Origin of the sequence: Snodgrassella alvi (assembly GCF_002777425.1) — a bacterium.
In the GTDB taxonomy this organism is placed as follows: domain Bacteria; phylum Pseudomonadota; class Gammaproteobacteria; order Burkholderiales; family Neisseriaceae; genus Snodgrassella; species Snodgrassella alvi_B.
In genome coordinates this window covers 17,260-38,738 of sequence record NZ_MDVC01000003.1, presented here as the reverse complement: position 1 = coordinate 38,738, position 21,479 = coordinate 17,260, and the positions used below count along the sequence as shown (strand labels likewise).

37 protein-coding genes and 1 tRNA gene are annotated in these 21,479 nt (G+C 40.9%); 26 read left to right on the top strand and 12 right to left on the bottom strand.

What is annotated here, in order from left to right; genetic code table 11:
- Nucleotides 1-197 precede the first annotated feature (197 nt).
- The 8 genes from BGI33_RS01610 to BGI33_RS01575 all read right to left on the bottom strand — a co-directional run bounded on the left by BGI33_RS01610 (nucleotide 198) and on the right by BGI33_RS01575 (nucleotide 4,184).
- On the bottom strand, nucleotides 198-755 hold the full coding sequence (locus BGI33_RS01610) for a hypothetical protein (RefSeq protein WP_144235326.1): 558 nt from the start codon (nucleotides 753-755) through the stop codon (nucleotides 198-200).
- Nucleotides 709-1,143, bottom strand: coding sequence for a recombination protein NinB (locus BGI33_RS01605; RefSeq protein WP_218965096.1), 435 nt, complete (start codon nucleotides 1,141-1,143; stop codon nucleotides 709-711). Before BGI33_RS01605 ends, BGI33_RS01610 begins: the two co-directional genes overlap by 47 nt.
- Nucleotides 1,140-1,721 carry a recombination protein NinG gene (locus BGI33_RS01600; RefSeq protein WP_100089646.1) on the bottom strand — a complete coding sequence of 194 codons (582 nt, stop codon included), beginning with the start codon at nucleotides 1,719-1,721 and terminating at the stop codon, nucleotides 1,140-1,142. The genes BGI33_RS01605 and BGI33_RS01600 overlap by 4 nt, the downstream gene beginning before the upstream one ends.
- Nucleotides 1,718-2,008, bottom strand: a complete 291-nt coding sequence (locus BGI33_RS01595; protein ID WP_144235325.1) for a hypothetical protein — start codon at nucleotides 2,006-2,008, stop codon at nucleotides 1,718-1,720. The genes BGI33_RS01600 and BGI33_RS01595 overlap by 4 nt, the downstream gene beginning before the upstream one ends.
- Nucleotides 2,001-2,810 (bottom strand): ATP-binding protein, encoded by an 810-nt coding sequence (locus BGI33_RS01590; RefSeq protein ID WP_100089644.1) that lies wholly within the window; start codon nucleotides 2,808-2,810, stop codon nucleotides 2,001-2,003. Before BGI33_RS01590 ends, BGI33_RS01595 begins: the two co-directional genes overlap by 8 nt.
- The gene (locus tag BGI33_RS01585; protein ID WP_144235324.1) at nucleotides 2,804-3,634 is read right to left on the bottom strand and encodes a hypothetical protein; all 831 of its coding nucleotides are present in this window, start codon (nucleotides 3,632-3,634) and stop codon (nucleotides 2,804-2,806) included. Before BGI33_RS01585 ends, BGI33_RS01590 begins: the two co-directional genes overlap by 7 nt.
- A 116-nt stretch (nucleotides 3,635-3,750) precedes the next feature.
- Nucleotides 3,751-3,969 carry a helix-turn-helix domain-containing protein gene (locus BGI33_RS01580; RefSeq protein WP_100089642.1) on the bottom strand — a complete coding sequence of 73 codons (219 nt, stop codon included), beginning with the start codon at nucleotides 3,967-3,969 and terminating at the stop codon, nucleotides 3,751-3,753.
- The gene (locus BGI33_RS01575; protein WP_100089641.1) at nucleotides 3,966-4,184 is read right to left on the bottom strand and encodes a Cro/CI family transcriptional regulator; all 219 of its coding nucleotides are present in this window, start codon (nucleotides 4,182-4,184) and stop codon (nucleotides 3,966-3,968) included. The genes BGI33_RS01580 and BGI33_RS01575 overlap by 4 nt, the downstream gene beginning before the upstream one ends.
- 124 nt (nucleotides 4,185-4,308) lie before the next feature.
- Between BGI33_RS01575 and BGI33_RS01570 the strand changes: the two genes are divergently transcribed.
- The 25 genes from BGI33_RS01570 (at nucleotide 4,309) to BGI33_RS01450 (ending at nucleotide 16,612) form a co-directional block, all read left to right on the top strand.
- A complete protein-coding gene (locus BGI33_RS01570) occupies nucleotides 4,309-5,076 on the top strand; it encodes a S24 family peptidase (RefSeq protein WP_100089640.1) in 768 nt (255 codons plus the stop codon).
- Nucleotides 5,077-5,563: 487 nt separating this feature from the next.
- On the top strand, nucleotides 5,564-5,920 hold the full coding sequence (locus BGI33_RS01565; protein WP_100089639.1) for a hypothetical protein: 357 nt from the start codon (nucleotides 5,564-5,566) through the stop codon (nucleotides 5,918-5,920).
- A gap of 12 nt (nucleotides 5,921-5,932) precedes the next feature.
- Nucleotides 5,933-6,412: a hypothetical protein gene (locus BGI33_RS01560; RefSeq protein ID WP_100089638.1), complete on the top strand. Its 480-nt coding sequence runs from the start codon at nucleotides 5,933-5,935 to the stop codon at nucleotides 6,410-6,412.
- Between the two features lie 23 nt (nucleotides 6,413-6,435).
- Nucleotides 6,436-6,879: a hypothetical protein gene (locus BGI33_RS01555; protein WP_100089637.1), complete on the top strand. Its 444-nt coding sequence runs from the start codon at nucleotides 6,436-6,438 to the stop codon at nucleotides 6,877-6,879.
- A gap of 89 nt (nucleotides 6,880-6,968) precedes the next feature.
- The gene (locus tag BGI33_RS01550; protein WP_100089636.1) at nucleotides 6,969-7,322 is read left to right on the top strand and encodes a hypothetical protein; all 354 of its coding nucleotides are present in this window, start codon (nucleotides 6,969-6,971) and stop codon (nucleotides 7,320-7,322) included.
- 87 nt (nucleotides 7,323-7,409) lie between these two features.
- Nucleotides 7,410-7,646, top strand: coding sequence for a hypothetical protein (locus BGI33_RS01545; protein WP_100089635.1), 237 nt, complete (start codon nucleotides 7,410-7,412; stop codon nucleotides 7,644-7,646).
- A gap of 25 nt (nucleotides 7,647-7,671) precedes the next feature.
- The gene (locus BGI33_RS01540) at nucleotides 7,672-8,046 is read left to right on the top strand and encodes a hypothetical protein (protein ID WP_144235323.1); all 375 of its coding nucleotides are present in this window, start codon (nucleotides 7,672-7,674) and stop codon (nucleotides 8,044-8,046) included.
- Nucleotides 8,047-8,057: 11 nt separating this feature from the next.
- On the top strand, nucleotides 8,058-8,450 hold the full coding sequence (locus tag BGI33_RS01535) for a hypothetical protein (protein ID WP_100089633.1): 393 nt from the start codon (nucleotides 8,058-8,060) through the stop codon (nucleotides 8,448-8,450).
- Nucleotides 8,450-8,797 (top strand): hypothetical protein, encoded by a 348-nt coding sequence (locus BGI33_RS01530; RefSeq protein WP_100089632.1) that lies wholly within the window; start codon nucleotides 8,450-8,452, stop codon nucleotides 8,795-8,797. Before BGI33_RS01535 ends, BGI33_RS01530 begins: the two co-directional genes overlap by 1 nt.
- Before the next feature lie 30 nt (nucleotides 8,798-8,827).
- Entirely contained in the window at nucleotides 8,828-9,037 is a 210-nt protein-coding gene (locus BGI33_RS01525; RefSeq protein WP_100089631.1) for a hypothetical protein, read from the top strand.
- Between the two features lie 127 nt (nucleotides 9,038-9,164).
- Nucleotides 9,165-9,572 carry a zinc-finger-containing protein gene (locus BGI33_RS14045; RefSeq protein WP_218965094.1) on the top strand — a complete coding sequence of 136 codons (408 nt, stop codon included), beginning with the start codon at nucleotides 9,165-9,167 and terminating at the stop codon, nucleotides 9,570-9,572.
- Nucleotides 9,573-9,604: 32 nt separating this feature from the next.
- A complete protein-coding gene (locus BGI33_RS01515; RefSeq protein WP_100089630.1) occupies nucleotides 9,605-9,955 on the top strand; it encodes a hypothetical protein in 351 nt (116 codons plus the stop codon).
- A 67-nt stretch (nucleotides 9,956-10,022) separates the two neighbouring features.
- On the top strand, nucleotides 10,023-10,907 hold the full coding sequence (locus BGI33_RS01510; RefSeq protein ID WP_100089629.1) for a recombinase RecT: 885 nt from the start codon (nucleotides 10,023-10,025) through the stop codon (nucleotides 10,905-10,907).
- A gap of 91 nt (nucleotides 10,908-10,998) precedes the next feature.
- Complete coding sequence (locus tag BGI33_RS01505; protein ID WP_257380401.1) at nucleotides 10,999-11,547, top strand: translocation protein TolB precursor; 549 nt, start codon at nucleotides 10,999-11,001, stop codon at nucleotides 11,545-11,547.
- An 11-nt stretch (nucleotides 11,548-11,558) separates the two neighbouring features.
- A complete protein-coding gene (locus BGI33_RS01500; RefSeq protein ID WP_100089627.1) occupies nucleotides 11,559-12,029 on the top strand; it encodes a single-stranded DNA-binding protein in 471 nt (156 codons plus the stop codon).
- Between the two features lie 11 nt (nucleotides 12,030-12,040).
- Nucleotides 12,041-12,310 (top strand): hypothetical protein, encoded by a 270-nt coding sequence (locus BGI33_RS01495; RefSeq protein WP_100089626.1) that lies wholly within the window; start codon nucleotides 12,041-12,043, stop codon nucleotides 12,308-12,310.
- Nucleotides 12,311-12,388: 78 nt separating this feature from the next.
- A complete protein-coding gene (locus BGI33_RS01490) occupies nucleotides 12,389-12,607 on the top strand; it encodes a hypothetical protein (RefSeq protein ID WP_100089625.1) in 219 nt (72 codons plus the stop codon).
- Between the two features lie 103 nt (nucleotides 12,608-12,710).
- Nucleotides 12,711-13,286 (top strand): bactofilin family protein, encoded by a 576-nt coding sequence (locus BGI33_RS01485; protein ID WP_180296958.1) that lies wholly within the window; start codon nucleotides 12,711-12,713, stop codon nucleotides 13,284-13,286.
- Nucleotides 13,287-13,355: 69 nt separating this feature from the next.
- Nucleotides 13,356-13,952 (top strand): hypothetical protein, encoded by a 597-nt coding sequence (locus BGI33_RS01480; RefSeq protein ID WP_100089623.1) that lies wholly within the window; start codon nucleotides 13,356-13,358, stop codon nucleotides 13,950-13,952.
- Nucleotides 13,953-14,001: 49 nt separating this feature from the next.
- Entirely contained in the window at nucleotides 14,002-14,325 is a 324-nt protein-coding gene (locus BGI33_RS01475) for a hypothetical protein (protein ID WP_144235322.1), read from the top strand.
- 54 nt (nucleotides 14,326-14,379) lie between these two features.
- Complete coding sequence (locus BGI33_RS01470; RefSeq protein ID WP_100089621.1) at nucleotides 14,380-14,799, top strand: hypothetical protein; 420 nt, start codon at nucleotides 14,380-14,382, stop codon at nucleotides 14,797-14,799.
- 75 nt (nucleotides 14,800-14,874) lie between these two features.
- Complete coding sequence (locus BGI33_RS01465; protein ID WP_218965093.1) at nucleotides 14,875-15,303, top strand: class I SAM-dependent methyltransferase; 429 nt, start codon at nucleotides 14,875-14,877, stop codon at nucleotides 15,301-15,303.
- A gap of 42 nt (nucleotides 15,304-15,345) precedes the next feature.
- Nucleotides 15,346-15,984 carry a hypothetical protein gene (locus BGI33_RS01460; protein WP_100089619.1) on the top strand — a complete coding sequence of 213 codons (639 nt, stop codon included), beginning with the start codon at nucleotides 15,346-15,348 and terminating at the stop codon, nucleotides 15,982-15,984.
- Nucleotides 15,985-16,034: 50 nt separating this feature from the next.
- Entirely contained in the window at nucleotides 16,035-16,286 is a 252-nt protein-coding gene (locus tag BGI33_RS01455) for a hypothetical protein (RefSeq protein WP_100089618.1), read from the top strand.
- Between the two features lie 56 nt (nucleotides 16,287-16,342).
- Nucleotides 16,343-16,612, top strand: a complete 270-nt coding sequence (locus tag BGI33_RS01450) for a hypothetical protein (RefSeq protein WP_037406616.1) — start codon at nucleotides 16,343-16,345, stop codon at nucleotides 16,610-16,612.
- On the opposite strand, the gene BGI33_RS01445 is transcribed toward BGI33_RS01450, so the two are convergent.
- From BGI33_RS01445 to BGI33_RS01435, 3 genes are all read right to left on the bottom strand, one after another.
- Nucleotides 16,601-17,590 (bottom strand): tyrosine-type recombinase/integrase, encoded by a 990-nt coding sequence (locus tag BGI33_RS01445; RefSeq protein WP_100089617.1) that lies wholly within the window; start codon nucleotides 17,588-17,590, stop codon nucleotides 16,601-16,603. The genes BGI33_RS01450 and BGI33_RS01445 overlap by 12 nt on opposite strands.
- Nucleotides 17,591-17,708: 118 nt before the next feature.
- Nucleotides 17,709-17,784, bottom strand: a tRNA-Thr gene (locus BGI33_RS01440).
- A 366-nt stretch (nucleotides 17,785-18,150) separates the two neighbouring features.
- Nucleotides 18,151-19,092: a hypothetical protein gene (locus BGI33_RS01435; RefSeq protein WP_144236225.1), complete on the bottom strand. Its 942-nt coding sequence runs from the start codon at nucleotides 19,090-19,092 to the stop codon at nucleotides 18,151-18,153.
- A gap of 147 nt (nucleotides 19,093-19,239) precedes the next feature.
- Between BGI33_RS01435 and BGI33_RS01430 the strand changes: the two genes are divergently transcribed.
- Nucleotides 19,240-19,491, top strand: a complete 252-nt coding sequence (locus BGI33_RS01430) for an NGO1151 family protein (protein WP_100089615.1) — start codon at nucleotides 19,240-19,242, stop codon at nucleotides 19,489-19,491.
- 77 nt (nucleotides 19,492-19,568) lie between these two features.
- Here BGI33_RS01430 and BGI33_RS01425 read toward each other — a convergent pair whose 3' ends face one another.
- Nucleotides 19,569-21,224, bottom strand: a complete 1,656-nt coding sequence (locus BGI33_RS01425; protein ID WP_100089614.1) for an electron transfer flavoprotein-ubiquinone oxidoreductase — start codon at nucleotides 21,222-21,224, stop codon at nucleotides 19,569-19,571.
- Between the last annotated feature and the right edge of the window lie 255 nt (nucleotides 21,225-21,479).

The window sequence follows — 21,479 nt, the reverse complement described above, 5'->3', positions numbered from 1 at the left end:
ACTCCAACAAAAAACCCGCCTGAGGTGGGCGGGTTGAAAGATTCAAAAATTGATGTACATAAAAGGAGATTTTAAGAAACAATATTCTTGAACAAGATTTATCTTAAGTCTTATCCGAAGAATAGCTGAATTATAATTTTTCACTACGCTTTTTTCAAGCATAAATGACTGTTAATGCATCTATTTTACATTATTTTTCAATCTTCGTTTATTTGACCGTCTAGCTTTGAAATGCAGTCACAATGCAGTTTATTTATTATAGTTTTTATGTGCCTCAATTTTCTGTTTAGTTTCGGCGCGCTAAAATTAAATTTATCCTGCATTTGAGTGTAAGTTCTATTCTTCAAAAATAAATACTCCAGCAACGCATCGCACTCCAATGGCTGAATATATGAATCTCTATCTAGTACATAACTTGTTAAATCAATAATGCCTGATAAGTCATAACCATATTCAGCTTTAATCAGCGTCCATTCAATATCGTTTAAAATATTTTCCACCCGGCATAGAACCATTGCGCTATTTGCATGCCAATCGTGCTGACTTAACCCTGAGCAGCAACGATCAACAACCCCTTTGCTTTTAATCCATTCCTCAATTCTTGCCGAATTGCTTTTACCCATAATCAATGTGTTTTTAATATAAAACGCCTGACACAGTATTTCATCAACTGATTCCCAACACATTGAGGCGGTGCTTTTGATTAAATTAGCTGTACATGTCATATTTTCTCCAGTCTTTAAACTTAACATCATTTTCAGCTCCCCAAGCTGTTATATACTCAATCAGACTAGCCATGCGCTTAACCCCCATCTGCGCCGTCGATTCCCTTAGATTGATAACCTCACCCTCTAGCCCTATCGCCATTTCTGCCTGCCCGCCAGTGGCTATCCGATGACCACTTACAAAAATCATCTTCCACTGTTCAATACTCAGTTTTTTGCCGTTGAAAGTCTTCTGTTTGGCAATATCTCCCAGCATGGCATGCAGCTTTGCATTCTGTTCATCTGATCGGGTAATGCTTCGCACCTCAATGGAAATTACATCATGAGTATTTAGTAATGTGCCTACAAAATCCCAAGCAAGCGTCATTACATCCCGTTTATTTTTTTTGTTAATTCTGCGTTTGAATCTTTCAGTCATAGCAATGCCCGCCTTTTTTCTTTGTATAACCTCTCTAGCTGGCGTAAATCGTCTTTAGTGTAGTGGCGTGGCGCGTTATCAGACTCCAGTGCTTCTACAGCCTCCAATCCAATACGCTCAATTAACCCGCAGCGATAGTTGACATGGTTGCCACTTAAATAATTGTTGCAACGCTTACACTGGCCATGGCAGTTATCTTCATTAAAGCGTAGATTAGGTGCTGAACCTACCGAACGATAATGCCCTGCATCGTAACCGTTAGGTGTATCAGGCAAAGGATTACCACAGCTAATGCAAGACTGGTGCTTATCTCTCAATCTGATAAAGGCATTAAATGCCGCCTGTGCGCGCTTCGTAAGCTGCGGTTTGGTTTCTAATGCGTGCCTGCGGGCTTTTATAACCGCTCTTTCCCGTCGTTTTGCCTCCGCCTGTGCTTTTTTGTTTGCAGCCTCACGTTTCCTTTTGTTCAAGGATATAGCGCAAGCTGAACTGCAAACAATCTGTAATGGGCGCAGCTTTTCAAACTCTGCACCACACCAGCGGCATTTGCGCTTGGGTGATTTTCGTAGCTGCTTCATTTCCTTGTCCTTAATCTTTCAGCTCGCATCAGTTCTTGGCAGCGTTTTTGTTGTTCTGCATTTTTTCTGGCTATCCACTCTTCCCGCTTCTTTCTCAGCTCGTCTTCTATTGGCTCAAATTTGCCTTTTGAACATTCTTTGCGATAGGAGCAATATCTCCATATCTCATCAAACCGACACCAGCCCCAGCCACCTTTCCTTGTCATCTCATCGGCGACATATTCGCCTTTATTATTTTTTCGTTTCAGCATCCAGTGACGGCAAGCTATACAGGTGTTTTTAGCCACGATACGACCCCCAGTTAAAGCCAAGAATTAAGCCACCACCCTCTTTTAGCCTGTCGACGATGCGTTCACCCAATGCGTCTTTAAGCTGGTTTATATTCAGATTGCTAATAACAATCGTCGGTTTCATGTTCTGATAGCGGGCATTAAAGACATCGAATAACGCACGGCTTTCTGCATCTGTACCAGACTGAATGCCAACCTCATCAACAATCAGCAGGTCATAATTTCCAAAGGCTGTAATGATTTCTGTTTCAGTGTATTCAGCGTTGTAGCTCTTCGATTCTCTAACCAGCCTGTTAATCTCTGAAACGCTGGTAAATCGCGCTGTACCACCATAGTGTTTAATGACGCATAAAGCCATCGCGCTGGCGATGTGAGATTTTCCTGTACCAGTATTGCCCAGCATTGTCATACAGCGCCCAGAGTGCCCCTGAGGGCTGCTAAATTCAATCAAAAAAGCCTTGGCGTCGTTAATTACATCCTGTTGCTCTTTGCAGCTCACCTGATAGCTTTTCAGCGTTTTGCCAAGAAAGCGTTTTGGAATGCCTGAATTGCCGATTAGTTCGTCAATCAGTTTGCTTTTGCGTTCGGCAGCTTCTCGTAACTGCGCTGCTTTTTCGTCTGCAATGCGTTGTTGTTCACGTTCACGTTCGCACTCTGGGCATTTGGTAACGCGGCCAGATTGGTATTTCGTTTGCTGGTATTCACCATGTGTGCTGCATGTGGCTGTGCTTTGTCCGGCAACCACAAACTGCGGGTGGTGGGCAAACATGCTGCCTACCGATGTCAATCCGCTTACCATGACAATCTTCCTCCCTCTGTGTGGCGTGGCACGTCTTTAACGCTTGGCTTAACTGCATTGATTTGCGTCATCTGCTCGCCCCTATGCATGTCAGTCAATACCTGCTGATAGTTCTGGAGCAAGCAACCAAATCCATGCCTAGACTTCACAAACCAGCTATCGTTGTGTGATACAAAATATTCAGCCAGTGATGGTGCAACCTCCTTGCCAACGTATCGAACCAACGTTGCAACCTGCCCTCTGGTTTTTGGATTGGCGGCTGGTAGTATCCCGTACCGATTGCGATAGGCTTTTGCGTAAGCTTCCCAGCAAGCGATGTTGTCAGGGTTCGCATGTTTTGATTTTTTCACTTGCTCCGATGGCACTGTGGGTGCGTTAGCAACCCCCGTGCCTATATTTTCTGTATTCTTATGCAGTAATCTATTGCTGTAATCTAATGCTCCTTTATACGAATCCCCCATTTGTGCCCCCGCGAATCCCTCATTTGTAGCTTCGCGAATACCTGATTTGTCGATTCCCGAATCCCCTTTTTGCGTTTCGGGAATCTCCGATTTGTCGTTTGGTGATTCGTCATTCGGCGATTCGGTATTTTCTGTTTCGCTATCCGCCAAATGCTTGTAAACAAGCTCGTCATAAGCAGCAAAATCAATCCTAAAATAAAGCCGGTGTTCTAGCCTTTTATGTGTCTCATGCAGAACTCCATGCTCTTTTAATTTCTTCCGAGCCGTTTCCTGCTCTTTTGCACTTAATCCGGTTTCATCTTCAATCTGTGCAGCAGTTTTATATATTCCAAGCTCGTGCTCAGTCTTATCTGACCAATACACTAACTGTCCGAATAATATGGCTGCATTTACACTACCTAGCAGCCTTGCTAGTCTCGGGTGATAGGCTATTGGCCTACCTAGCAGTTTTAATGTCTCTGATGGGCTCATATTCACCTCTAACCTAGGCTAACCAGTGAGTAACGCGCGTAACGTCTCCCTGATTTTTCATCTTTCACCATCAGCGTATTAATTACGTACCCATCTTGCTTTAGGTCATAAATCCGCGCGCCTAGTCGCATACAGCCAAACTTGCGCAAGGCATCTAATGGCGTTATTGAATTGCCAGCTCTCATATACTCAAGAATCTGACTTGTCTGAGTTGTTTTAGTTGTCATTGCGAGCATCCTTTTTTCTGGCGTTTGCTATTAAGAGGAAGCGGGAATGGACGAATTTCAACCGCTTGCACCTTCCCAGAATAGCTGGCGTGAATAAAGATATTTCTTCCACTTCTTAGCGCCTTACTTATAGCGCCCTGAGTTAATCCAAGTTCCTTGGCAGTCTTGTGCTGTCCATTATTTTTTACATAATCCGATAAAGGTATTTTTTTCATTTAGCACCTGAGTAATAAGTTTTAAACATATTATTACCGCTTGTAATTATCATTGTCAATACCGGCGGTTGTTGTTTTTTGTGAATACCAACGGTAATAATTATTAAAATTCAATGGTGAACTTATGACTAAATCTGTGAAAAAACGCCCTTTAACATCTGAGGAGTTACTCGAAGCTAAAAAACTAAATGAAATTTACAAGGCAAAGAAAAAAGAATTGAATTTAAATCAATTGAAAGTTGGTGATCTAATGAATATTAGCCAAGGTGCCGTAAACCATTATCTAAACGGGATAAATGCACTCAATTATGAATCTGCTTCACAATTTGCGAAAATTCTTCAAGTCCCCGTTTCCGATTTCAGCCCCCGTTTGGCAAAAAAAATACAAACTCTAGTTCCAAGAGATTTTGCCAGCAATGTCGGCGCTAAAGGAAATTACCTTTTATGGGACGATGATAATCCTCTGCCAGAAGATGAGTACGTGCTTGTCAATTATTATAAAGATGTGCGTCTTGCTGCGGGAGATGGGTCATATGATTGCACCGACTATAATGACTTTAAAATTGCGTTTCCACGTAATGCATTAAGGAAATGTGGCGTCTCGCCAAACAAGGCAGTTTGCATGACGGTTAAAGGGGATTCCATGGAACCAGTACTGCCGGATGGTGCTATCGTTGGCGTCAACTTAGATAGAAAAAGAATAATAAATAATGAGATTTATGCATTCAGGCATTCCGACGTTCTCCGCATAAAGCAATTATCATGGAACAAGGATAATACTATTAATATCCACAGCTTCAATTTATCTAGAAAAGACGAAACCGCATACTTAGAAGAGATGGAAATTATTGGACATGTCTTTACATGGTCGGTAATTAGATATATCCCTTGAACTTAATTAGTAATATTTTTATTTTGAGGTAGAAAGTATCAATACTATTAGTTGATTGACTAATAGTATTTTATTATAAACACCAAGCCACAACTTTCGGTTGTGGCTTTTTTTGTTGTCTTTAAATAATAAAAATTTCCAAGCGACAAAAAACAAACATATAAATATCAACAGCTTAATAAAATTATCTAAATATTTATTACCTGCGGTATTGATATATTTAATTACCGCTAGTAATATACACCCATTGAACAAACACAGACACCGATGACCTCAGTATGAAAAAGAACTGGGGAAACGCAGCAAAAGGAAAGACAGGCTAGGTTGCCACGCTGCTATAAGTTGATAGCGACAATGGATTGTTCATTGTTCTTTAAATAAGCTGCCGAAAAATCTGAGACAAGTATGAAACGAGTTTAAAAATCGCAGCCCATTCTAACGAGTGGGCTTTAGTTTTTGAATTTAAATAAAGCTAAAGGAGTAAAAAATGAAATATGCTGCTTCATTAAATACAAACATCACCAACCCAGAACCTCACGGATATTTGGATTTTATGGCGCGTGAAGATGCTGCATGGGCAGCAAGCGACCTACTCGCAGAAAAGAATGCAGAAACAGAAGAACAGCTAGCTGATGATGAGTTGATACAGGTTGCTGATGACGCTATCGGGGAACTGTATAGCTCAAAATTCTATGAGGATATACAAAAGGTAGCAAATGAGCTGGTTAAGGCAATTTATTTAGGCGGCCATTACAGACAGCAGACAGTAGGCCAGATATTAAGCCATCTACCACTAGAGGCTGAAAAAATGGTTACTGAGTATATTAAAGAGAACGCAAATTGAAAGTATTTAATCATGATTGAAGTTACTGAAAAAGCAGAACCCGAAATTAAATATCCAGTAGGTAGACAATGGAAACCTGATGATGAGGACGAAGAAACTACGGTTGCTATTTTTTGGAATAGGTTTCAGGGTGCAATCCTATGCGGTAATAGTGCTAGCGGGCTTGTCGGGCGTACAGCTTTTCTCATACCTTGTGATAATTACGTTAAGTGGCTACCCGTGGATTTCGAAATATCAGAGGGATGTATTATTTTTGATGGCGGTAAAATTGTTAAAGAAGAAATTATATACCCAGTAGCTAGAAGACGGAAATACGATGGATTGCTTGTTATCTATACTGCTTATAAAGCTGGAGTAGTAGCCAATGTGGGTAGAAGAGGAAAACCTAATAAGGATACGTATGTGGGTTCTTGCGCTAGGGATTATTGGGATGAGGCTATGAAGTCTACGGATTCTGAGTGGGAACCGGTCAATTTAAAAATTTATGGGTAATCTATTAAAGGTTATGATTAATCATGCTTAAAATTACTGAACGGAATATACCGGAAATTAAATATCCAGTAGGTAGAAGACGGAGTTATGATGATGTGGTTGCTATTTTCTGGGGTGAGTGTAAATGTACGGTTGTTTGTAAAGGGACGTCCAATACCCCTCTTGGCTATATAACAGGAGATTCGGCATTCCATGTGTTAATTAGTGATTGGAAGCCGGTAGATATAAAAATATCAGCAGGGCAAATATCCATAGAGGGTAACACGGTTACAGGGGATGAAGTTATATATCCAGTAGCTATGCGAAATAATAAAAACAACATGATTGTTATCCTTACTGAGCCTAATGTTGGGGTAATAGCTGATCCGGGAAATAGCGAACATATGGATAGGGAAATTGGGGAGAAGTATCACTTATGTGAAACAAGCAGTGTATGGACGGCGGTTAATCTAAAAATTTGTGGATAACTTATCAATTCAAATGCATTCGATGAGTGCATTTGCGTGGATGAGTAGACAACGCCGGCTATTAGCTGGCGTTTTTATTGGAGATTGAAATGCAACCCAATCTAACCAAGGAGCAAATTGATATCCAGAGAAGTTTTTTTGAAAATTGGATATCTCGCACGCCAGACATTTATATGAGTTATCCCTTCAGTGCTCGTTATTTTAATGAAGAGAAATACGATAACGAGGAAGTTCAATTCCTTTGGGAAGTTTGGTTAGCGATTTATGAAGCTATGTATTTGAGTAATGAGACTAATAGTTATATTGATGTTGAGCAAGCATACGATACTTCTTTTGCTGCCATCCAATTCAATAATAGCAATAAACCATTAGAACCTTATGAAGTAGACAATATGCGTAAGGTATGGGATGAAATGTATGACACATATGTAAGATTGCCCTAGCCACGAACATTACCTTTATTGGAGTAAAGGACCACTGATGAATACATTCAAGTTAGAAAGTAAAAGATAACTATTTTAGGGAGATAGATGGTGATTAAACTACAGATAACTGCATTTATTGCAGTTTTTTTTATGACTGCTTCAATGATGATATTACCTGTACCTACTGAGACAGAGCAGCTACAGATGCAGCGCGAATACGTCGCCAAACAAATGCAACAAAAAGAGCGGTTAGCAGATTTAGAAGTTAAACGGATAGCTGATGCGTATGCGCGAATGAGTGATGCAGAACGGCTACGCGGTGATGCTGAGGCTTTATATTGAGAGGTCAGAAAAAATGTATATGTATATGACTAAATTTGTAGACGTGGTATCAACCCTTCCCAGCTGGGCTGTTTTGAAGCTTAATGACAAGAACGCGGCAATCCTCGCCCCATTTGAACTTGGCTATGGGGAACGGCTTTTTTTGTATATTCACAGTAGAGACGAATTATCTTTTAAGTTGACGGACGATGGTCGAGCTGCCAATTACGTCGCTGATAGAGAATTAGACCTAACAGAAGAATTAATACATGAATTAAATAATACGCACGGCATTAAATACGCACATGTTGAAGCCTGCGGCGAAATCATAGCAGAGCACAGGGATTTAAATCTATTGCACAAAGCCGTCGAGGACGCAGCAAAGTTGGCACTCGCTATGGTATTTAGGTGCCCTAATTAGGAGGTGTTAAGATGACTAAGAATGAAGAATTAACATTAAAAGAAGACTCTTGGGAGATTGAACGCCGCGATGACGGTCGAATTCTGCTTTTTTCTCCATACGAGATTGTGGATGGTGAAAACTTTTGTCTTTTTCTTACTGTTAATGATGAGGAGTTCGAATTAACGGATGACAATTACGTCGCAATGACCTTGTCTCACCGTGGATGGAATATGCCAGAAAAAGTAATTGATAAGTTAAATCGTTTTGCATATGCCAATTATAACTATGCCCGAATAACTTCCAGTGGGGAAATCATAGCATCAAGTAGCAAGAGATGGGCGTTGTTAATAGCGATTCACGAAGCAAGACAATTGAAAAATATGATGGTATTTTACTATTACATTCGGGGTCGGAGGGATTGATGTCGGACACTTCTGCAAGATGGTTTGTAATTAGGCTTTCGCCTGATTTAGCTACTGGCGAGCTATTAAATATAGGCGTAGGGATTATTTATAACAAGCAGGTATTCACCAAAATAATACCTAATACAAAACCTTTTGAATTGTTGTACGGCGATCATGTCAAGGAAAACCTCAGCTTTTTGCTTGATTTATTAAAATCAAGCAGAGATAGCTTTTCAGCCCTTAAATCGATTTCTCCACATCTTTCTTTCAGTTCATTGAACTTTGTTGCTGGGGACAGTGTTGAGGGCATACTTGATAGATTATATAAAAGTATGATCCGGATCGATAGAAATTTAAATAATTAAACAGCTAGTATCTAGTTCAAGGATATACAAATGAATAATGTAACTTACAAGCCTGTAAAAGCAGGTATTCATGTTGTTGTCTTCCGTACAGTCATGAAGAAAGAAAAAAGTAACCGAGCAAATAACTTAGGCCGCGGTAAATGCAAATCTGTCAAAAAAGTTATCGCAGAAAAAACATTGGATGGATGGGATGCAGCTTACGCGTGGAGTAATCAGTTTTTTGGTGTAGGTGTGTTCTGACCCGCCCAGCGCGCAGGTGGCGGGATTAATAACAGCGCGCAGCACATGGTTAGTCCTCCTTTGCTTTCGTGTGTGCCGACTGACCGCCGTAAGCGGTCGTTATTCAAAACAAATTATCGGAATTGAAATGGTTAAATGCACATACTGCGGCAATGATGCGGAGCTGGTTACTGGAGAAAGAATTTACCCTCACCGGCCAGATTTATACGCGCTTAACTTTTGGCTGTGTGCTCCCTGTGATGCGTATGTAGGCTGCCATAAAAAAGGCGCAAACATTCCAAGAATTGGGAAAAGTGATGGCACATTACCGTTAGGCAGTCTTGCTAATGCTGAGTTAAGAATGTGGCGACAAGCTGCGCATTCCGTACTAGACCCTATCTGGCAATCTAAACAGATGGGGCGAAGAGATGTTTACAGGAAGCTGGCAAAGCATTTAGGCATACGCTATAGAAAATGCCATATTAGCTTGTTTAGCATTGATAGATGCCGAAAAGCTATTGAATTTTTAAAAAAAGAATTTCCGGCCAGTCATTAGCTGGTGTTTATTGAAAAATAAGGATGTATAAGATGGCAAAATTAAAACAATTGCAGAGCTGTAAATGGATTCATGAAAAAAGCGGCATTGTGGTTACAAGAGCAAATCCAGGATTTAAAGTAAAAGTCCCAAGTTCGGCAACTTGTTCGGCGCATTCTACAACTTGCTCAACAATCAAAGACGCTAAGCAATATATAGATATGATTATCCAGCCTTGCGGATATGATCCAGATAACCCTGTAACAATTCGTCAATTAATATGGCAAGCCCAAGAACAAATGCAATCAAACGATCCTAACATAGTCGAATGCGCAAGAGACAATCTTGCCTCGTTCGCTGTTGCACTTGCAAACGGCTGCGCCCTTGATGATCACATTTATTAATCTTGAATAAGCCTAATAAGCAAAAAACATGCCAGCCTAATGCTGGCTTTTTTATTGGAGTTTGAAAATGAGTAACACCAACGCAATCCAAAAGGCAAAAGATATTAAATCCTTTTTAAACAACCCAGCCATTCAGAAAAAAATGCATGAGCTGGTTAATAAAAATGCCGCCAGCTTTGCAACCTCAATCATGCAGATTGTGAACAATAATGAAATGCTTCTGAATGCTGACCCATTATCTATTTTTAATGCAGCGTGCATGGCGGCAACTTTAAACCTGCCAATTAATAACAGCTTCGGCTTTGCCTATATCGTCCCCTACCATAATAAAAAAACAGGGCGAGTTGATGCGCAATTTCAGCTTGGCTACAAAGGGCTAATACAGTTGGCTCAGCGTTCAGGGCAGTTTAGGCGCCTTGTTTCATTGCCGGTTTATAAAGCTCAATTAGCTGAGAAAGATTTAATTAATGGCTTCAAGTTTGACTGGGAGGTTGAGCCTGATGAAAATGAAAAACCTATCGGCTTTTATGCTTATTTCAAGTTAATTAATGACTTTACTGCTGAGCTTTATATGACAACAAGTCAAATTGATGAGCATGCTAAACGCTACAGCCAGTCATTTAAAAAGGGTTATGGTGTATGGGCTGATAATTATGAGCAGATGGCCTTGAAAACAGTAACTAAATTGTTGTTATCTAAATATGCTCCCTTGTCTATTGAGCTGCAAAAGGCCGTTTTATCAGACCAATCAGTCATTAAGGACGTGACTGAGGATAAGTTTGATTATATAGACAATCAAAATACATCTCTGGATTTATCCGTGACAGTTGATGATGAGTTGATGCAAACGCTTGTAGAAAATATTACTACAGGAGAGGTAAGTAAAGAAGCGGTATTAAACGGGGATTACAAATTTACACCCGAGCAACGGGAAGTAATCGAGGGACTTTGAAGTGAAAATAAGATGCTCAGCAATATCACTGATAATCGGGGATGGTCGAACTAAAGGCAATCCCCTTTCTGATACGGCTAAATCGTACTTGATGACCTTGGCAAAAGAAAACCTGTACGGCGTTCAGAGATTCGCCGGTGATAAGGAAACGGCTAAAGGCAAGCAATTGGAAGATATAGCTATAAAGGCAAGCGGAATGAAGCGCGGGCGGGTATTTACTAAAAATACTACCCGTTTGGAAAATGACTGGATTACAGGTGAATGCGATATTTATGTGCCAAGCGAACGACTAATTATTGATACAAAATGTTCATGGGATGTTTTTACACACCCGCAGTTTGTCGATGAGGCTCAAAAGAAAGCTCAAAAGGCCGGATATATTCATCAGATGCAGGGCTATATGTGGCTTTATGATTGCGATAAGGCCGATATTGATTTTTGGCTATTCCCCTGCCCTGAAAACTTATTGGGCACTTACGACCGCACGGAAGTGCTGGTTGATGCGGTCGAGGATATTCCGTTGCTTAAACGGGTTACTACTGTAACGGTAGAAAGGGATGAAAAGGCAATTGAGAAGATTAAAGAAAAGGTTGAAATTTGTCAGGACTATTATGAAAGCCTGATAAAACAGGTTGCATGAAAGGATGATCCATGTCTGTAAATAAAGTAATCCTGGTTGGCCGTTTGGGTCGTGACCCTGAAGCTCGATATATGCCCAGCGGCGAAGCAGTAACCAATTTTTCTATTGCTACAGAAGAAAGATGGAAAGATAAATCTGGACAGCCTCAAACCCGTACCGAATGGCACAATATTACCCTATTTGGGAAACTGGGGGAAATAGCCGGCCAGTATTTGCATAAGGGTAGTCAGGTATTTATTGAGGGTCGCATTCAAAGCCGTAAATACAGCGGAAAGGACGGTATCGAACGCATCGCTTACGATATCATTGGGAATGAAATGAAAATGCTGGGCGATAGCAATAACGCCTCTAATTCAGGCGGCAGTTATGATGCCGCACCTACTGCTTCCAACCCACCACCAGCCGCGCCACGGCGTCAGGCACCACGGCCAGCACCCACACCGGCACCTGTAGATGATATTGATGATTCCATTCCATTCTAGGAGAGATGATTATGGCTACTTATAGATATTTTGTAGATGGTGAACGTGATAACCTGTATAAAATTGAACCATATTATGAATATGATTTGAACAATCCGGATAGCTTGAGCCTCCTTGCGAAAGTGATGGCTGCGGATTATCACTATAATCATGATGGCGGATGGAGCGATGATTCTCCTATTAAAATAACCATTACTCATAATGATAAAGATATTGCTACTTTTTACATTGAAGTTGAGTGGCGACCGTTGTTCTCAATATCTAGAATTGATGAGAATTAAAATATCAATAACCCAGCCCGCCAACCAGCGGGTTTTATTTTATCTCTTACAAACAACGCAAATTGAAAGGAGTTAATCATGCTTGAAGTTAAGAAGCCCGATGCATCTGGAATTAAATTCCCTGTAGGTAGAAAAAGAAAGTGTGACGGGTCGGTTGTTATCTTTTGGAAAGAGACGCGTGCTACTATTGTTTTACAGGGTGAAGCCAAGGCCGACGCTGGGGGTACATATGATGGGTTAATCTCATGCATGAATGAAGATGAGTGGGAACCAGTAGACATACACATTTATGGATAAAGCTTATCAATTTAAATGCATTCAATGAGTGCATTTTCGTGGATGAGTAGACACAGCCAGCTAAATGCTGGCTTTTTTATTACGAGATACTAAGGACAATACCATGATTATTACAAGCGAATGGTTAGAAGCAAATAACTTCGGACATGACTACATTAATGAGTTCAACCGGCGTTTTCCATCTGGTGAAGCTGACGCTTTAAAGGTACTGAAAAAATGGGAAGAATTGGGCTATTTCGCCTTTGCCATGTGGTTACTAGATGAACTCCCGTCTAAAATGGAACCTTTAGTAATAGAAGAATATAAAGGCGGGGATATCTATTATCCCGGTGACGTGCATATCAAAAAAGAATGCATGCTTACTGGCAATATTATTGTTAACGGCACATTATCGGTTGATGGTAAGCTTATCGTTAAAGGTAGACGGTTCATCCTTGGGAATGTCAACTCAAAGATCGTTGTTATTACTAATGACGGAAACATTAGTGGAGGTGTCGAAGCTGATAACATTGCCATCGATGATAGTGGTTCCATCCATGGAGATGTTAGAACCAGAGAGCTTACTATATATGCTGATGGATATATCCTTGGGGATGTTTATGCTGAGAAAACTAATATCAGTGCTTTTGGGGGCATCTTTGGTAAAGTTGAAGTAGTGAAATCATCCGACAATAAATAACCCTAAATACCAACCATAACTTAACGACTATAGCCAGCCTAGTGCTGGCTATTATTTTGGAGTTGAATAATGAAAAAACAAGTCTTTATTAACGGAAAGTATTTACGAGCATTATCTTTGTTAAGTGCTAAAGATGATATTAGGTATTATGTAAATGCAGTAAATCTGCGCTTCAAAACAAACAGTGTAATTATAGAGGCGACTGATCACTTGGTTGTTGGTGCATTAAAAATTGATTTGCCAGAACAAGTTGGGGGAGAAAATCAATTTCAGCCAGATGATTGCTGCATAATCCCTATTGAATGTTTGGCTAAAATTAACCCCAAAGTACATTATATTATTACACAGGAAGATGGCATAATTTCTATTAAAAGCGATGGGTTTTGCGCGTCAGAACCCGAAATACAGGCTATTTATCCAGATATACCTAAATGGTTTAAAGACCAATGTAGCAAGGAGATTAAACCATCTAATTTTGACCCCGAATTATTAAATAGATTCCGTAAGGTAGGCAAAATACTTGACTCTAATAATACGCCTATTTTAATCCAAAGAGGAATGGCATCTGTAACAGTGCTTTTTCAGCAGACACCCAATTTTATTGGAGGGATATCCCCCTTTTGGCCGTTGAAGGAACCAACCATTCCCGAATGGGTATTTGATTAAACAACTTATAGCCAGCACCACACTGGCTATTTTATTTTGGAGAGTAACAATGAGTAATGAAAATTTAGAGATTAAATATTTCCAAATTGGCGATGAGCCCAATATTTACATAGCTTATGATATAGAGAGTATAAAAGTATATCTTTTAAATTTAATAAACGAAAACATAAAAAACGGCAATGAATTCGGAAACGATTCCCTAGAAATGGTTGTAGAAGATATAAATGATGGCAAATATAAAGATGTTGGTTCAGATTATGAATATAACGACGATAATGGCGATAGCGTTAAAGTGTCTTGCCATTATCCCAAGGAGGTTGTAGAACAACTCGGAACAGATCAAGTACTTGTAATTGATTTAGAGGAGTGGTGACCAGTTGAACAACAAGCCGCTTTTATGCGGCTTTAATTTTTGGGAAAATTTATTATGGAAGCAAATAAAGAAACAAAACTTTGTTACGCGGTTATCGATGACAACGGTGACGCCTACAACGACACAGTACATGATTCTATTGAAGAAGCTATATCGTTTGCTGACGAATTCGTAAAGTCAAGAGTATTCACAACTGTTCACGCGTATGAGCAAGTGCCAATCTCACCTAGTGGTGTTAGTCTTATTGATGTGGGCGATTTGCTTTTGGAATTAGATGAAAGGCTTGAGGATAACGGGTTTGAGGGGGCTGAAGTAGCTGATTCGTTGTCTGATGACGAAGTTAAAGCGTTACAAGACAAGATTGATAAGGTTTTAGATGAGCATATTAAAATTCCTTATTATGAGTCTGGCAAATTAGTTGAAAAAATCACATTAACCGAAGATGATTTAAAAAAAGTATTTGTAAATCCATAAGCCAGCTACTAGCTGGCTTTAATTTTGGAGTTTAACATGAACAGCCCTGTACTAGACCCCTGCTGCGGCAGTCGCATGATGTGGTTTGACAAGAAAGATGAACGCTGCCTATTTGGTGATAAACGTCAGGAATCCCATATTTTATGCGATGGTCGCGCGTTAGATATTAACCCAGATGTTCTTCTTGATTTTACGGATTTGCCATTCCTAGACGACGCTTTTCATCTTGTTGTTTTTGACCCTCCACATTTGAACAAAGCCGGTTCTAAATCGTGGCTGGCTAAGAAGTATGGAAAACTAGGACAAGACTGGCGAGATGACTTACGGAAAGGTTTTGCTGAATGTTTCCGAGTTTTAAAACCAAACGGCACTTTAATCTTTAAATGGAATGAAACCCAAATCAAGGTTAAAGATATTTTAGCCCTCACACCGCATAAACCATTGTTTGGTCATGTGACTAAAAGACATGGCGGCACGCACTGGTTTGCTTTTATAAAAGGTTAATTTGTCAGCTACCAGCTGGCTTTAATTATTTTGGAGACTAATATGACCCCAAAAGAACGCCCTATTCTATTTTGCACGGAAATGGTCGCGGCACTACGGAATGGAGATAAAACACAAACGCGCCGATTATTAAAACCAGCGCATCTTAAAAAAGATGGTGCTTTTACCATTCCCGGAACAAATGGCAACTTCTCGCCACCTCATGGCATGGCGGGAGATAAATTATGGGTACGTGAATCATTCAAGGTGACTAAATGCGGTGACTTGCTTTCATACACTCATGACACCCATTACACCCATTACACCCATTACACCGTAGAGTATAAAGTAGAGTATAAAGCAGGTGGCAATCAAACCGTGAAAGCTATGATTGATAGTATAGATTATTATCAATTGACAAGATGTGCCGGAAACCCAGCCAACAAGTGGCGGCCAAACCTACATATGCCCAAGCAAATATGCAGGTTATTCCTGAACCTCATAGCTGTTAGGCTTGAAAGGTTACATGACATTAGCGAAGCGGATGCCAAAGCCGAGGGCGCAGTTATTGAGGATGGATCATACGTAACCAACTATAAAAGAATATGGGAAGAAATTAATGGACAAGGCTCATGGGACGATAATCCGTGGGTTTGGGTGTATGTATTTACTATAGATAAACGCATTCCTGACCCGTCCTAACACAAGCCGGCTCAAAGCTGGCTTTAATTTTGATTATCAGGACAGATAACATGAAAACTAAATTGATTATAGATGGCATAGCGGCTTTTTTTATTGCCGGTTGTGATTTCGCAGAAGAGCGGAACGCCAAATTAGCAGAACGGGCTAGTAAACGTATTATAGAAACACAGATTGTGTTACATGATGGGCGCAAAATCACCTGCATTGTTTACAACGAACAGCTTTACGAAAGTAATAACCAAGACAAAGCCTCAGGCCTATCCTGCGACTGGCATAACACACAGCAACCTAAACAACCCTAAGCAAACGTAACAACACACACCGGCAATCTGCCGGATTTTTATTAATGGAACGACAAATGCAAACCGCACAAGCTGATTTAGGCACACTATTGTCCGACATCCTTAATAGACTAGATGCGCTTATTCTTGCGCAAAATGATAATAGCAATTTATGGAATGCAGAACGATGCGCCCGATTCTTTTCATGCTCAATTGGGCATTTTAAAAGTCGCATCGCGTGTAAGCCTGATTTTCCAAGGCCGGTAAAATTGAATCAAACGGCGCATTCTTTATGGATTCCAGCAGATGTAAAAGATTATGCCAAACGAAAGCAATCAATCAAGTAAATCTGCCAGATTAGCTGCGTCTGGGGCATAATAGGTATTAAGCAATATTTTTATATCTCTATGCCCTGAAATCTTTGCCAAATCCATCACATTCACCTTTTTAGACATTCTTGTCAAGGCTTCACGGCGTGAATCATGAAAATGCAGGTCAGATATTCCGCAAACGCGACAAGCCCGCCTGAATGTGGTGCTTAATGAATCTGGATCAAGGTCGAAAACAGTAGGCAAATTAACCTGCTCAAGCTGATGAAGTAGTTTTATTGCAGCCTTAGATAACGGGACATCGCGAGAGTAGCCGTTTTTAGTCATTTCTAAGTGCGCCACCCTGCGGTTAAAATCGATATCGCCCCACTCCAAACCACATAATTCACCAGCTCGCATAGCTGTTTCAATTGCAAACAAGAAAGCCAAGGCTACACGCTGTTTTTTCAGTTTAGGAGGGGTGCTATCATCATAATGACACCATAAGCAAATGCGATGTATTTCATCGTCTGTAGGCCTGCGTGTACGCGCTTTATTTCCTTGTGGCCTTTTGATCTTACGGGCAGGATTGTCGTAGATGAGCCCCCACTCTTTCATTGCATGATTAAGTACGCTAGAAATAGTAGTTAGTTCACGGGCGACGCTAGGAGATTGTACTTTCTTTAGACGATCATCCCGCCATTGAGCAATATGGGTTGGCATTAATTCAGAGACAAGAACATTGGCCAAATCAGTTTTTAGTACTAGGTTAAGTCTAATATGCTCATTTCTATGCCCTCGCTTCAAAGGCGTTACTTCTAACAAATATCGACGGATAAGGTCGCCAACAGTAATATTCTTCGGCGTCAATCCTAGTCGTCTGCTATTGATATCTGATTCTGTTTGTACTGCCCATTCGCGCGCCTCGGCTTTGGTAGAGAACGTTTTGGTTACTTCTTTACCTTTAAGGCGGACGCGCGCAGTATATTTGTCCCCGCGTTTGAAGATGGAAGCCATATATAAAAATTGACTGATTGGGAATCACACACCATACCCCAAAACAGTTATTTTTAAAAGTTAATTGTCACAATATTGACACAAAACACGGTTAATCACTTAATTTTATTAAATATAATGGTGCCAGTAGCAGGAATCGAACCTGTGACCTTCGCGTTACGAGTGCGCTGCTCTACCAACTGAGCTATACTGGCATTGCATTGATTTTAATCAGAATGGCGCGCAGTATAGCATAATTGCCTGTTGTTCTCCATTATTCACTGAATGCATTTAAACTTTTCCCGCAGTAGTAAATCAATACAAATTTTAGGGTAGCTCTAAAAATAAATAGTTTTGCCAGTTTGCGATAAAACGGGCGATAACAATATTATCGATTACTCAAAACCGCTATCCTATAAAGCAAAATGAATATTATCCAAACTGATATTTGGCTACCTTAATTTTTAATCTTTTGGTTATGTGACAAAACTGATGAAACTGCAATTATTTTTGTATCACTACAGAACTACAGATAAAAATTTTTAGTCCACTGTGCATAACCGGCAAAATAAAATCAGCTTTTAGCGTTGTTTTTTCTTAAAATTACTCATTACTTGCGCCAGATTATGCTGCAATACATCTTCTACCGCCGCAGGCACTTCTGCCAGTAATTCACGCTGCAAGGTACTTACCAGTCCGGCAGTATGTTTTTGTACGGCAACACGCACCATACCTGACAATACATCGGCCAGATGGGGACGTAATTTCTCGCTTAACTGCTGCAATAATGCCTGCTCGGAAATACAGGCTACTGCCCTGTTGGCCGTCCCGCGTGGTTCGATCACATGCATATGTACATGAATAATTGGTTGGCCGTTTTCTGTTGTAGCAGGCAACTCACCATCAGCATTATTCTGGCTGGTTTCTGTTTGTAAGACAGTAGACTGATTACCCTTTAGTTGAATAGTACAGCTTGAAGGCAAATTTTCATCGATGGGTGCGCTTTGTAAACAGTTCTGTGCAGCCAGCCAGTCTTCCTGAATCAGTAAGGCTGTATCATTTAAAGCAGATTCCTGCTGTTGTACTTCCAGAGTACTTTGCTGCTGCCATTGCTTCAGGTAAGCACGATAAACCCGCTCCCGCTGTACTGGATCAAGTAAAACTTCATTATTAGGCTGAGGCAGGTTATTGTTTCTGGGATTAGGCCTTGTATATGCGCTACGGCCTGCTACAGTACCCGTTACCGCCGGTGGTAAATTGAAACCATGTTCCTCCGGCCTTCTGGTTTTGCGTGCGGCCACTGACGGTTTAGTGATTTTTGCATTCTCATGGTGAACAGACCCGCCATCCTGCTTTTTTTTATGTTGTCGCAACTGTTCAAGACGGCGCTCCCACTCGGGCATCACATCTGTTGTCATTGTTGCCGCACTGGTAGTCGTACTGGCCACAGCTTGCTGTTTAGGTGGATTATCTTCACTCAGAGTAAAAACAAATTGATTTTGTTGTTCATACTGGTTTTTCACCATGCCCCCTCTTCTCGCTATCCCGATATATTTTAAACAGGCTGCACATGATTTTTTAGTGCGCCATATCTTAGTAATTATAACAACTTTTATAGTTTAAAATGCTAAAATAATGTATATTTTTCCCAATTAAATTAGGATTGAATGATGAATACAATCGAACAGCGTATTGAGTTTCTTGAAGAAAGTAACGAAGCCTTAATCATGCAAAACCGGGTTCTGGCTACAGCACTGAAAGGCTTATTACGAGCACTGCCGGCAGATATAGCAGAACTGGCCACAGAATCCATTCGTGCAGCTTTTGATAACGAAGTTGCACGGTTGCAGTATGAAGAAAATCCGCAAGTGGAACTATTTCATGACGCAACATACGCATTCTTTCATGAACGCGAACACTGATATAAAACAGGCTGGTAATAGTACTATTACCAGCCTGTTTTATATCAGGACTTGCTAATTTAAGCTTATTTTAACATTTACATTTCCGCATAATTGGGGCCACTGCCACCTTCTGGACACACCCAGTTAATATTCTGGGCGGGATCCTTAATATCACAGGTTTTGCAGTGTACACAATTCTGTGCATTAATCTGCAAGTGTGGGTTTCCTGCTTTTTCAACAATTTCATACACACCAGCAGGACAATAACGGATTTCTGGGCTGGCATAATCACGATAATTGACACTGATGGCCAGTGCCGGGTTATGCAGTTGTAAATGTACCGGCTGGCTTTCATTGTGGCTGATTCCTGCCAGAAAAACGCTGCTCATGCGATCAAAGGTTAATTTACCATCTGCCTTAGGATAATCAATAGGCTGGCAGTCCTGCGCTTTACGCAAAGATGCATAATCTGCACAGTAATGGCGAAGTGTCCATGGGGTTTTGCCTCTGAACAGATATTCTTCAAGTGCACCATAAGCCAGACCGCCAAACAGCCCCCATTTGAACGCTGGCCGCATATTGCGAACTTTATGCAATTCCGTATGTAACCAACTGTTTCGGAACAATTCAGTATACCTTACAGCTTCACTATTACTACTCTCATCGATGCCTTCTGCATTCAATACGTCAATCACGGCTTCTGCTGCCAACATTCCCGATTTCATGGCGGCGTGGATCCCTTTGATACGCGGCACATTCAGAAAGCCAGCTGTATCACCAACCAGTACACCACCGGGGAAAGTCAGCTTGGGCAGACTTTGCAGCCCTCCTTCGCTTAACGCGCGTGCACCATAAGCAATACACTTACCACCTTCAAGCACTTCCCGAATGGCCGGATGGGTTTTATAGCGTTGCATTTCAGCAAAAGGCGACAAATAGGGATTCTGGTAATCCAGACCGATTACAAATCCCACAGCCACTTTATTATCATTCAAGTGATACAGGAATGAGCCGCCATATGTCTGCTGATCCAGTGGCCAGCCAATTGAATGTATTACCGTGCCTGGTCTGGATTTTTCTGGCGCGATTTCCCATAACTCTTTAATCCCGAGTCCGTATGTCTGATGCTGACAATCCCTGTTTAATCCAAACTGCTGAATCAAGGTTTTGGTAAGCGAACCACGACAGCCCTCCGCAAAGATGGTTTGCTGCGCCAATAGCTCCATACCCTGCTGATAATTGTCTCCGGGCTTACCATCACGGTTTAGCCCCATATCTCCGGTAGCTATGCCACGCACGGAACCATCAGAGTGATACAGTACTTCCGCAGCAGCAAAACCCGGATAGATTTCTACACCCAGCTCTTCTGCCTGCTGCGCCAGCCAGCGACAAAATACCCCCAGACTGATAATATAATTACCATGATTGTTAAAGCTTGGCGGAGTGGGCAATCGATAGGCTTTCTTCTGGGTTAGAAACAGCAGCCGGTCTTCCTTAACAGGACAGGATAATGGCGCATCCTTCTCCTGCCAGTTTTCAATTAGCTCAGATAAAGAACGAGGGTCAATAACTGCACCAGACAGAATATGTGCCCCCACCTCAGAACCTTTATCGACTATGCACACACTGATGTCACGTTGCTGCCGTGCTGCCAGTTGCTTCAGACGGATGGCAGCAGATAAACCTGACGGACCAGCACCAACAATCACAACATCATACTGCATGCTTTCGCGTTCAACGGTTTCTGTCATGGTAAGCTTCCTGAATTGAAACAATGATAACTAAAACAGCTAGCATGCCTAATATACGCATGCCGGATATTCAAAACTTGTCATTATAACGAACAATGGCAATTAAACGGTCTTTGACTAGCTGTATAGACAGATTAATAAAAGATGCAAACAAATTAAGATGTAAAAAAAGAGTGATAAACCAGCCAGATACAGATAAATAAGTTATAGCCAGCAATACTCACCCATTAACTAAATTTAATTTGAAATCATAAA

Excerpts from the sequence above, each read along its gene's own strand:
- BGI33_RS01610 (WP_144235326.1), bottom strand. The coding sequence starts at position 755 with ATGATGTTAAGTTTAAAGACTGGAGAAAATATGACATGTACAGCTAAT.
- BGI33_RS01605 (WP_218965096.1), bottom strand. The coding sequence starts at position 1,143 with ATGACTGAAAGATTCAAACGCAGAATTAACAAAAAAAATAAACGGGAT.
- BGI33_RS01600 (WP_100089646.1), bottom strand. The coding sequence starts at position 1,721 with ATGAAGCAGCTACGAAAATCACCCAAGCGCAAATGCCGCTGGTGTGGT.
- BGI33_RS01590 (WP_100089644.1), bottom strand. The coding sequence starts at position 2,810 with ATGGTAAGCGGATTGACATCGGTAGGCAGCATGTTTGCCCACCACCCG.
- BGI33_RS01580 (WP_100089642.1), bottom strand. The coding sequence starts at position 3,969 with ATGACAACTAAAACAACTCAGACAAGTCAGATTCTTGAGTATATGAGA.
- BGI33_RS01575 (WP_100089641.1), bottom strand. The coding sequence starts at position 4,184 with ATGAAAAAAATACCTTTATCGGATTATGTAAAAAATAATGGACAGCAC.
- BGI33_RS01570 (WP_100089640.1), top strand. The coding sequence starts at position 4,309 with ATGACTAAATCTGTGAAAAAACGCCCTTTAACATCTGAGGAGTTACTC.
- BGI33_RS01565 (WP_100089639.1), top strand. The coding sequence starts at position 5,564 with ATGAAATATGCTGCTTCATTAAATACAAACATCACCAACCCAGAACCT.
- BGI33_RS01560 (WP_100089638.1), top strand. The coding sequence starts at position 5,933 with ATGATTGAAGTTACTGAAAAAGCAGAACCCGAAATTAAATATCCAGTA.
- BGI33_RS01555 (WP_100089637.1), top strand. The coding sequence starts at position 6,436 with ATGCTTAAAATTACTGAACGGAATATACCGGAAATTAAATATCCAGTA.
- BGI33_RS01550 (WP_100089636.1), top strand. The coding sequence starts at position 6,969 with ATGCAACCCAATCTAACCAAGGAGCAAATTGATATCCAGAGAAGTTTT.
- BGI33_RS01545 (WP_100089635.1), top strand. The coding sequence starts at position 7,410 with ATGGTGATTAAACTACAGATAACTGCATTTATTGCAGTTTTTTTTATG.
- BGI33_RS01540 (WP_144235323.1), top strand. The coding sequence starts at position 7,672 with ATGACTAAATTTGTAGACGTGGTATCAACCCTTCCCAGCTGGGCTGTT.
- BGI33_RS01535 (WP_100089633.1), top strand. The coding sequence starts at position 8,058 with ATGACTAAGAATGAAGAATTAACATTAAAAGAAGACTCTTGGGAGATT.
- BGI33_RS01530 (WP_100089632.1), top strand. The coding sequence starts at position 8,450 with ATGTCGGACACTTCTGCAAGATGGTTTGTAATTAGGCTTTCGCCTGAT.
- BGI33_RS01525 (WP_100089631.1), top strand. The coding sequence starts at position 8,828 with ATGAATAATGTAACTTACAAGCCTGTAAAAGCAGGTATTCATGTTGTT.
- BGI33_RS14045 (WP_218965094.1), top strand. The coding sequence starts at position 9,165 with ATGGTTAAATGCACATACTGCGGCAATGATGCGGAGCTGGTTACTGGA.
- BGI33_RS01515 (WP_100089630.1), top strand. The coding sequence starts at position 9,605 with ATGGCAAAATTAAAACAATTGCAGAGCTGTAAATGGATTCATGAAAAA.
- BGI33_RS01510 (WP_100089629.1), top strand. The coding sequence starts at position 10,023 with ATGAGTAACACCAACGCAATCCAAAAGGCAAAAGATATTAAATCCTTT.
- BGI33_RS01505 (WP_257380401.1), top strand. The coding sequence starts at position 10,999 with ATGACCTTGGCAAAAGAAAACCTGTACGGCGTTCAGAGATTCGCCGGT.
- BGI33_RS01500 (WP_100089627.1), top strand. The coding sequence starts at position 11,559 with ATGTCTGTAAATAAAGTAATCCTGGTTGGCCGTTTGGGTCGTGACCCT.
- BGI33_RS01495 (WP_100089626.1), top strand. The coding sequence starts at position 12,041 with ATGGCTACTTATAGATATTTTGTAGATGGTGAACGTGATAACCTGTAT.
- BGI33_RS01490 (WP_100089625.1), top strand. The coding sequence starts at position 12,389 with ATGCTTGAAGTTAAGAAGCCCGATGCATCTGGAATTAAATTCCCTGTA.
- BGI33_RS01485 (WP_180296958.1), top strand. The coding sequence starts at position 12,711 with ATGATTATTACAAGCGAATGGTTAGAAGCAAATAACTTCGGACATGAC.
- BGI33_RS01480 (WP_100089623.1), top strand. The coding sequence starts at position 13,356 with ATGAAAAAACAAGTCTTTATTAACGGAAAGTATTTACGAGCATTATCT.
- BGI33_RS01475 (WP_144235322.1), top strand. The coding sequence starts at position 14,002 with ATGAGTAATGAAAATTTAGAGATTAAATATTTCCAAATTGGCGATGAG.
- BGI33_RS01470 (WP_100089621.1), top strand. The coding sequence starts at position 14,380 with ATGGAAGCAAATAAAGAAACAAAACTTTGTTACGCGGTTATCGATGAC.
- BGI33_RS01465 (WP_218965093.1), top strand. The coding sequence starts at position 14,875 with ATGATGTGGTTTGACAAGAAAGATGAACGCTGCCTATTTGGTGATAAA.
- BGI33_RS01460 (WP_100089619.1), top strand. The coding sequence starts at position 15,346 with ATGACCCCAAAAGAACGCCCTATTCTATTTTGCACGGAAATGGTCGCG.
- BGI33_RS01455 (WP_100089618.1), top strand. The coding sequence starts at position 16,035 with ATGAAAACTAAATTGATTATAGATGGCATAGCGGCTTTTTTTATTGCC.
- BGI33_RS01450 (WP_037406616.1), top strand. The coding sequence starts at position 16,343 with ATGCAAACCGCACAAGCTGATTTAGGCACACTATTGTCCGACATCCTT.
- BGI33_RS01445 (WP_100089617.1), bottom strand. The coding sequence starts at position 17,590 with ATGGCTTCCATCTTCAAACGCGGGGACAAATATACTGCGCGCGTCCGC.
- BGI33_RS01430 (WP_100089615.1), top strand. The coding sequence starts at position 19,240 with ATGAATACAATCGAACAGCGTATTGAGTTTCTTGAAGAAAGTAACGAA.
- BGI33_RS01425 (WP_100089614.1), bottom strand. The coding sequence starts at position 21,224 with ATGACAGAAACCGTTGAACGCGAAAGCATGCAGTATGATGTTGTGATT.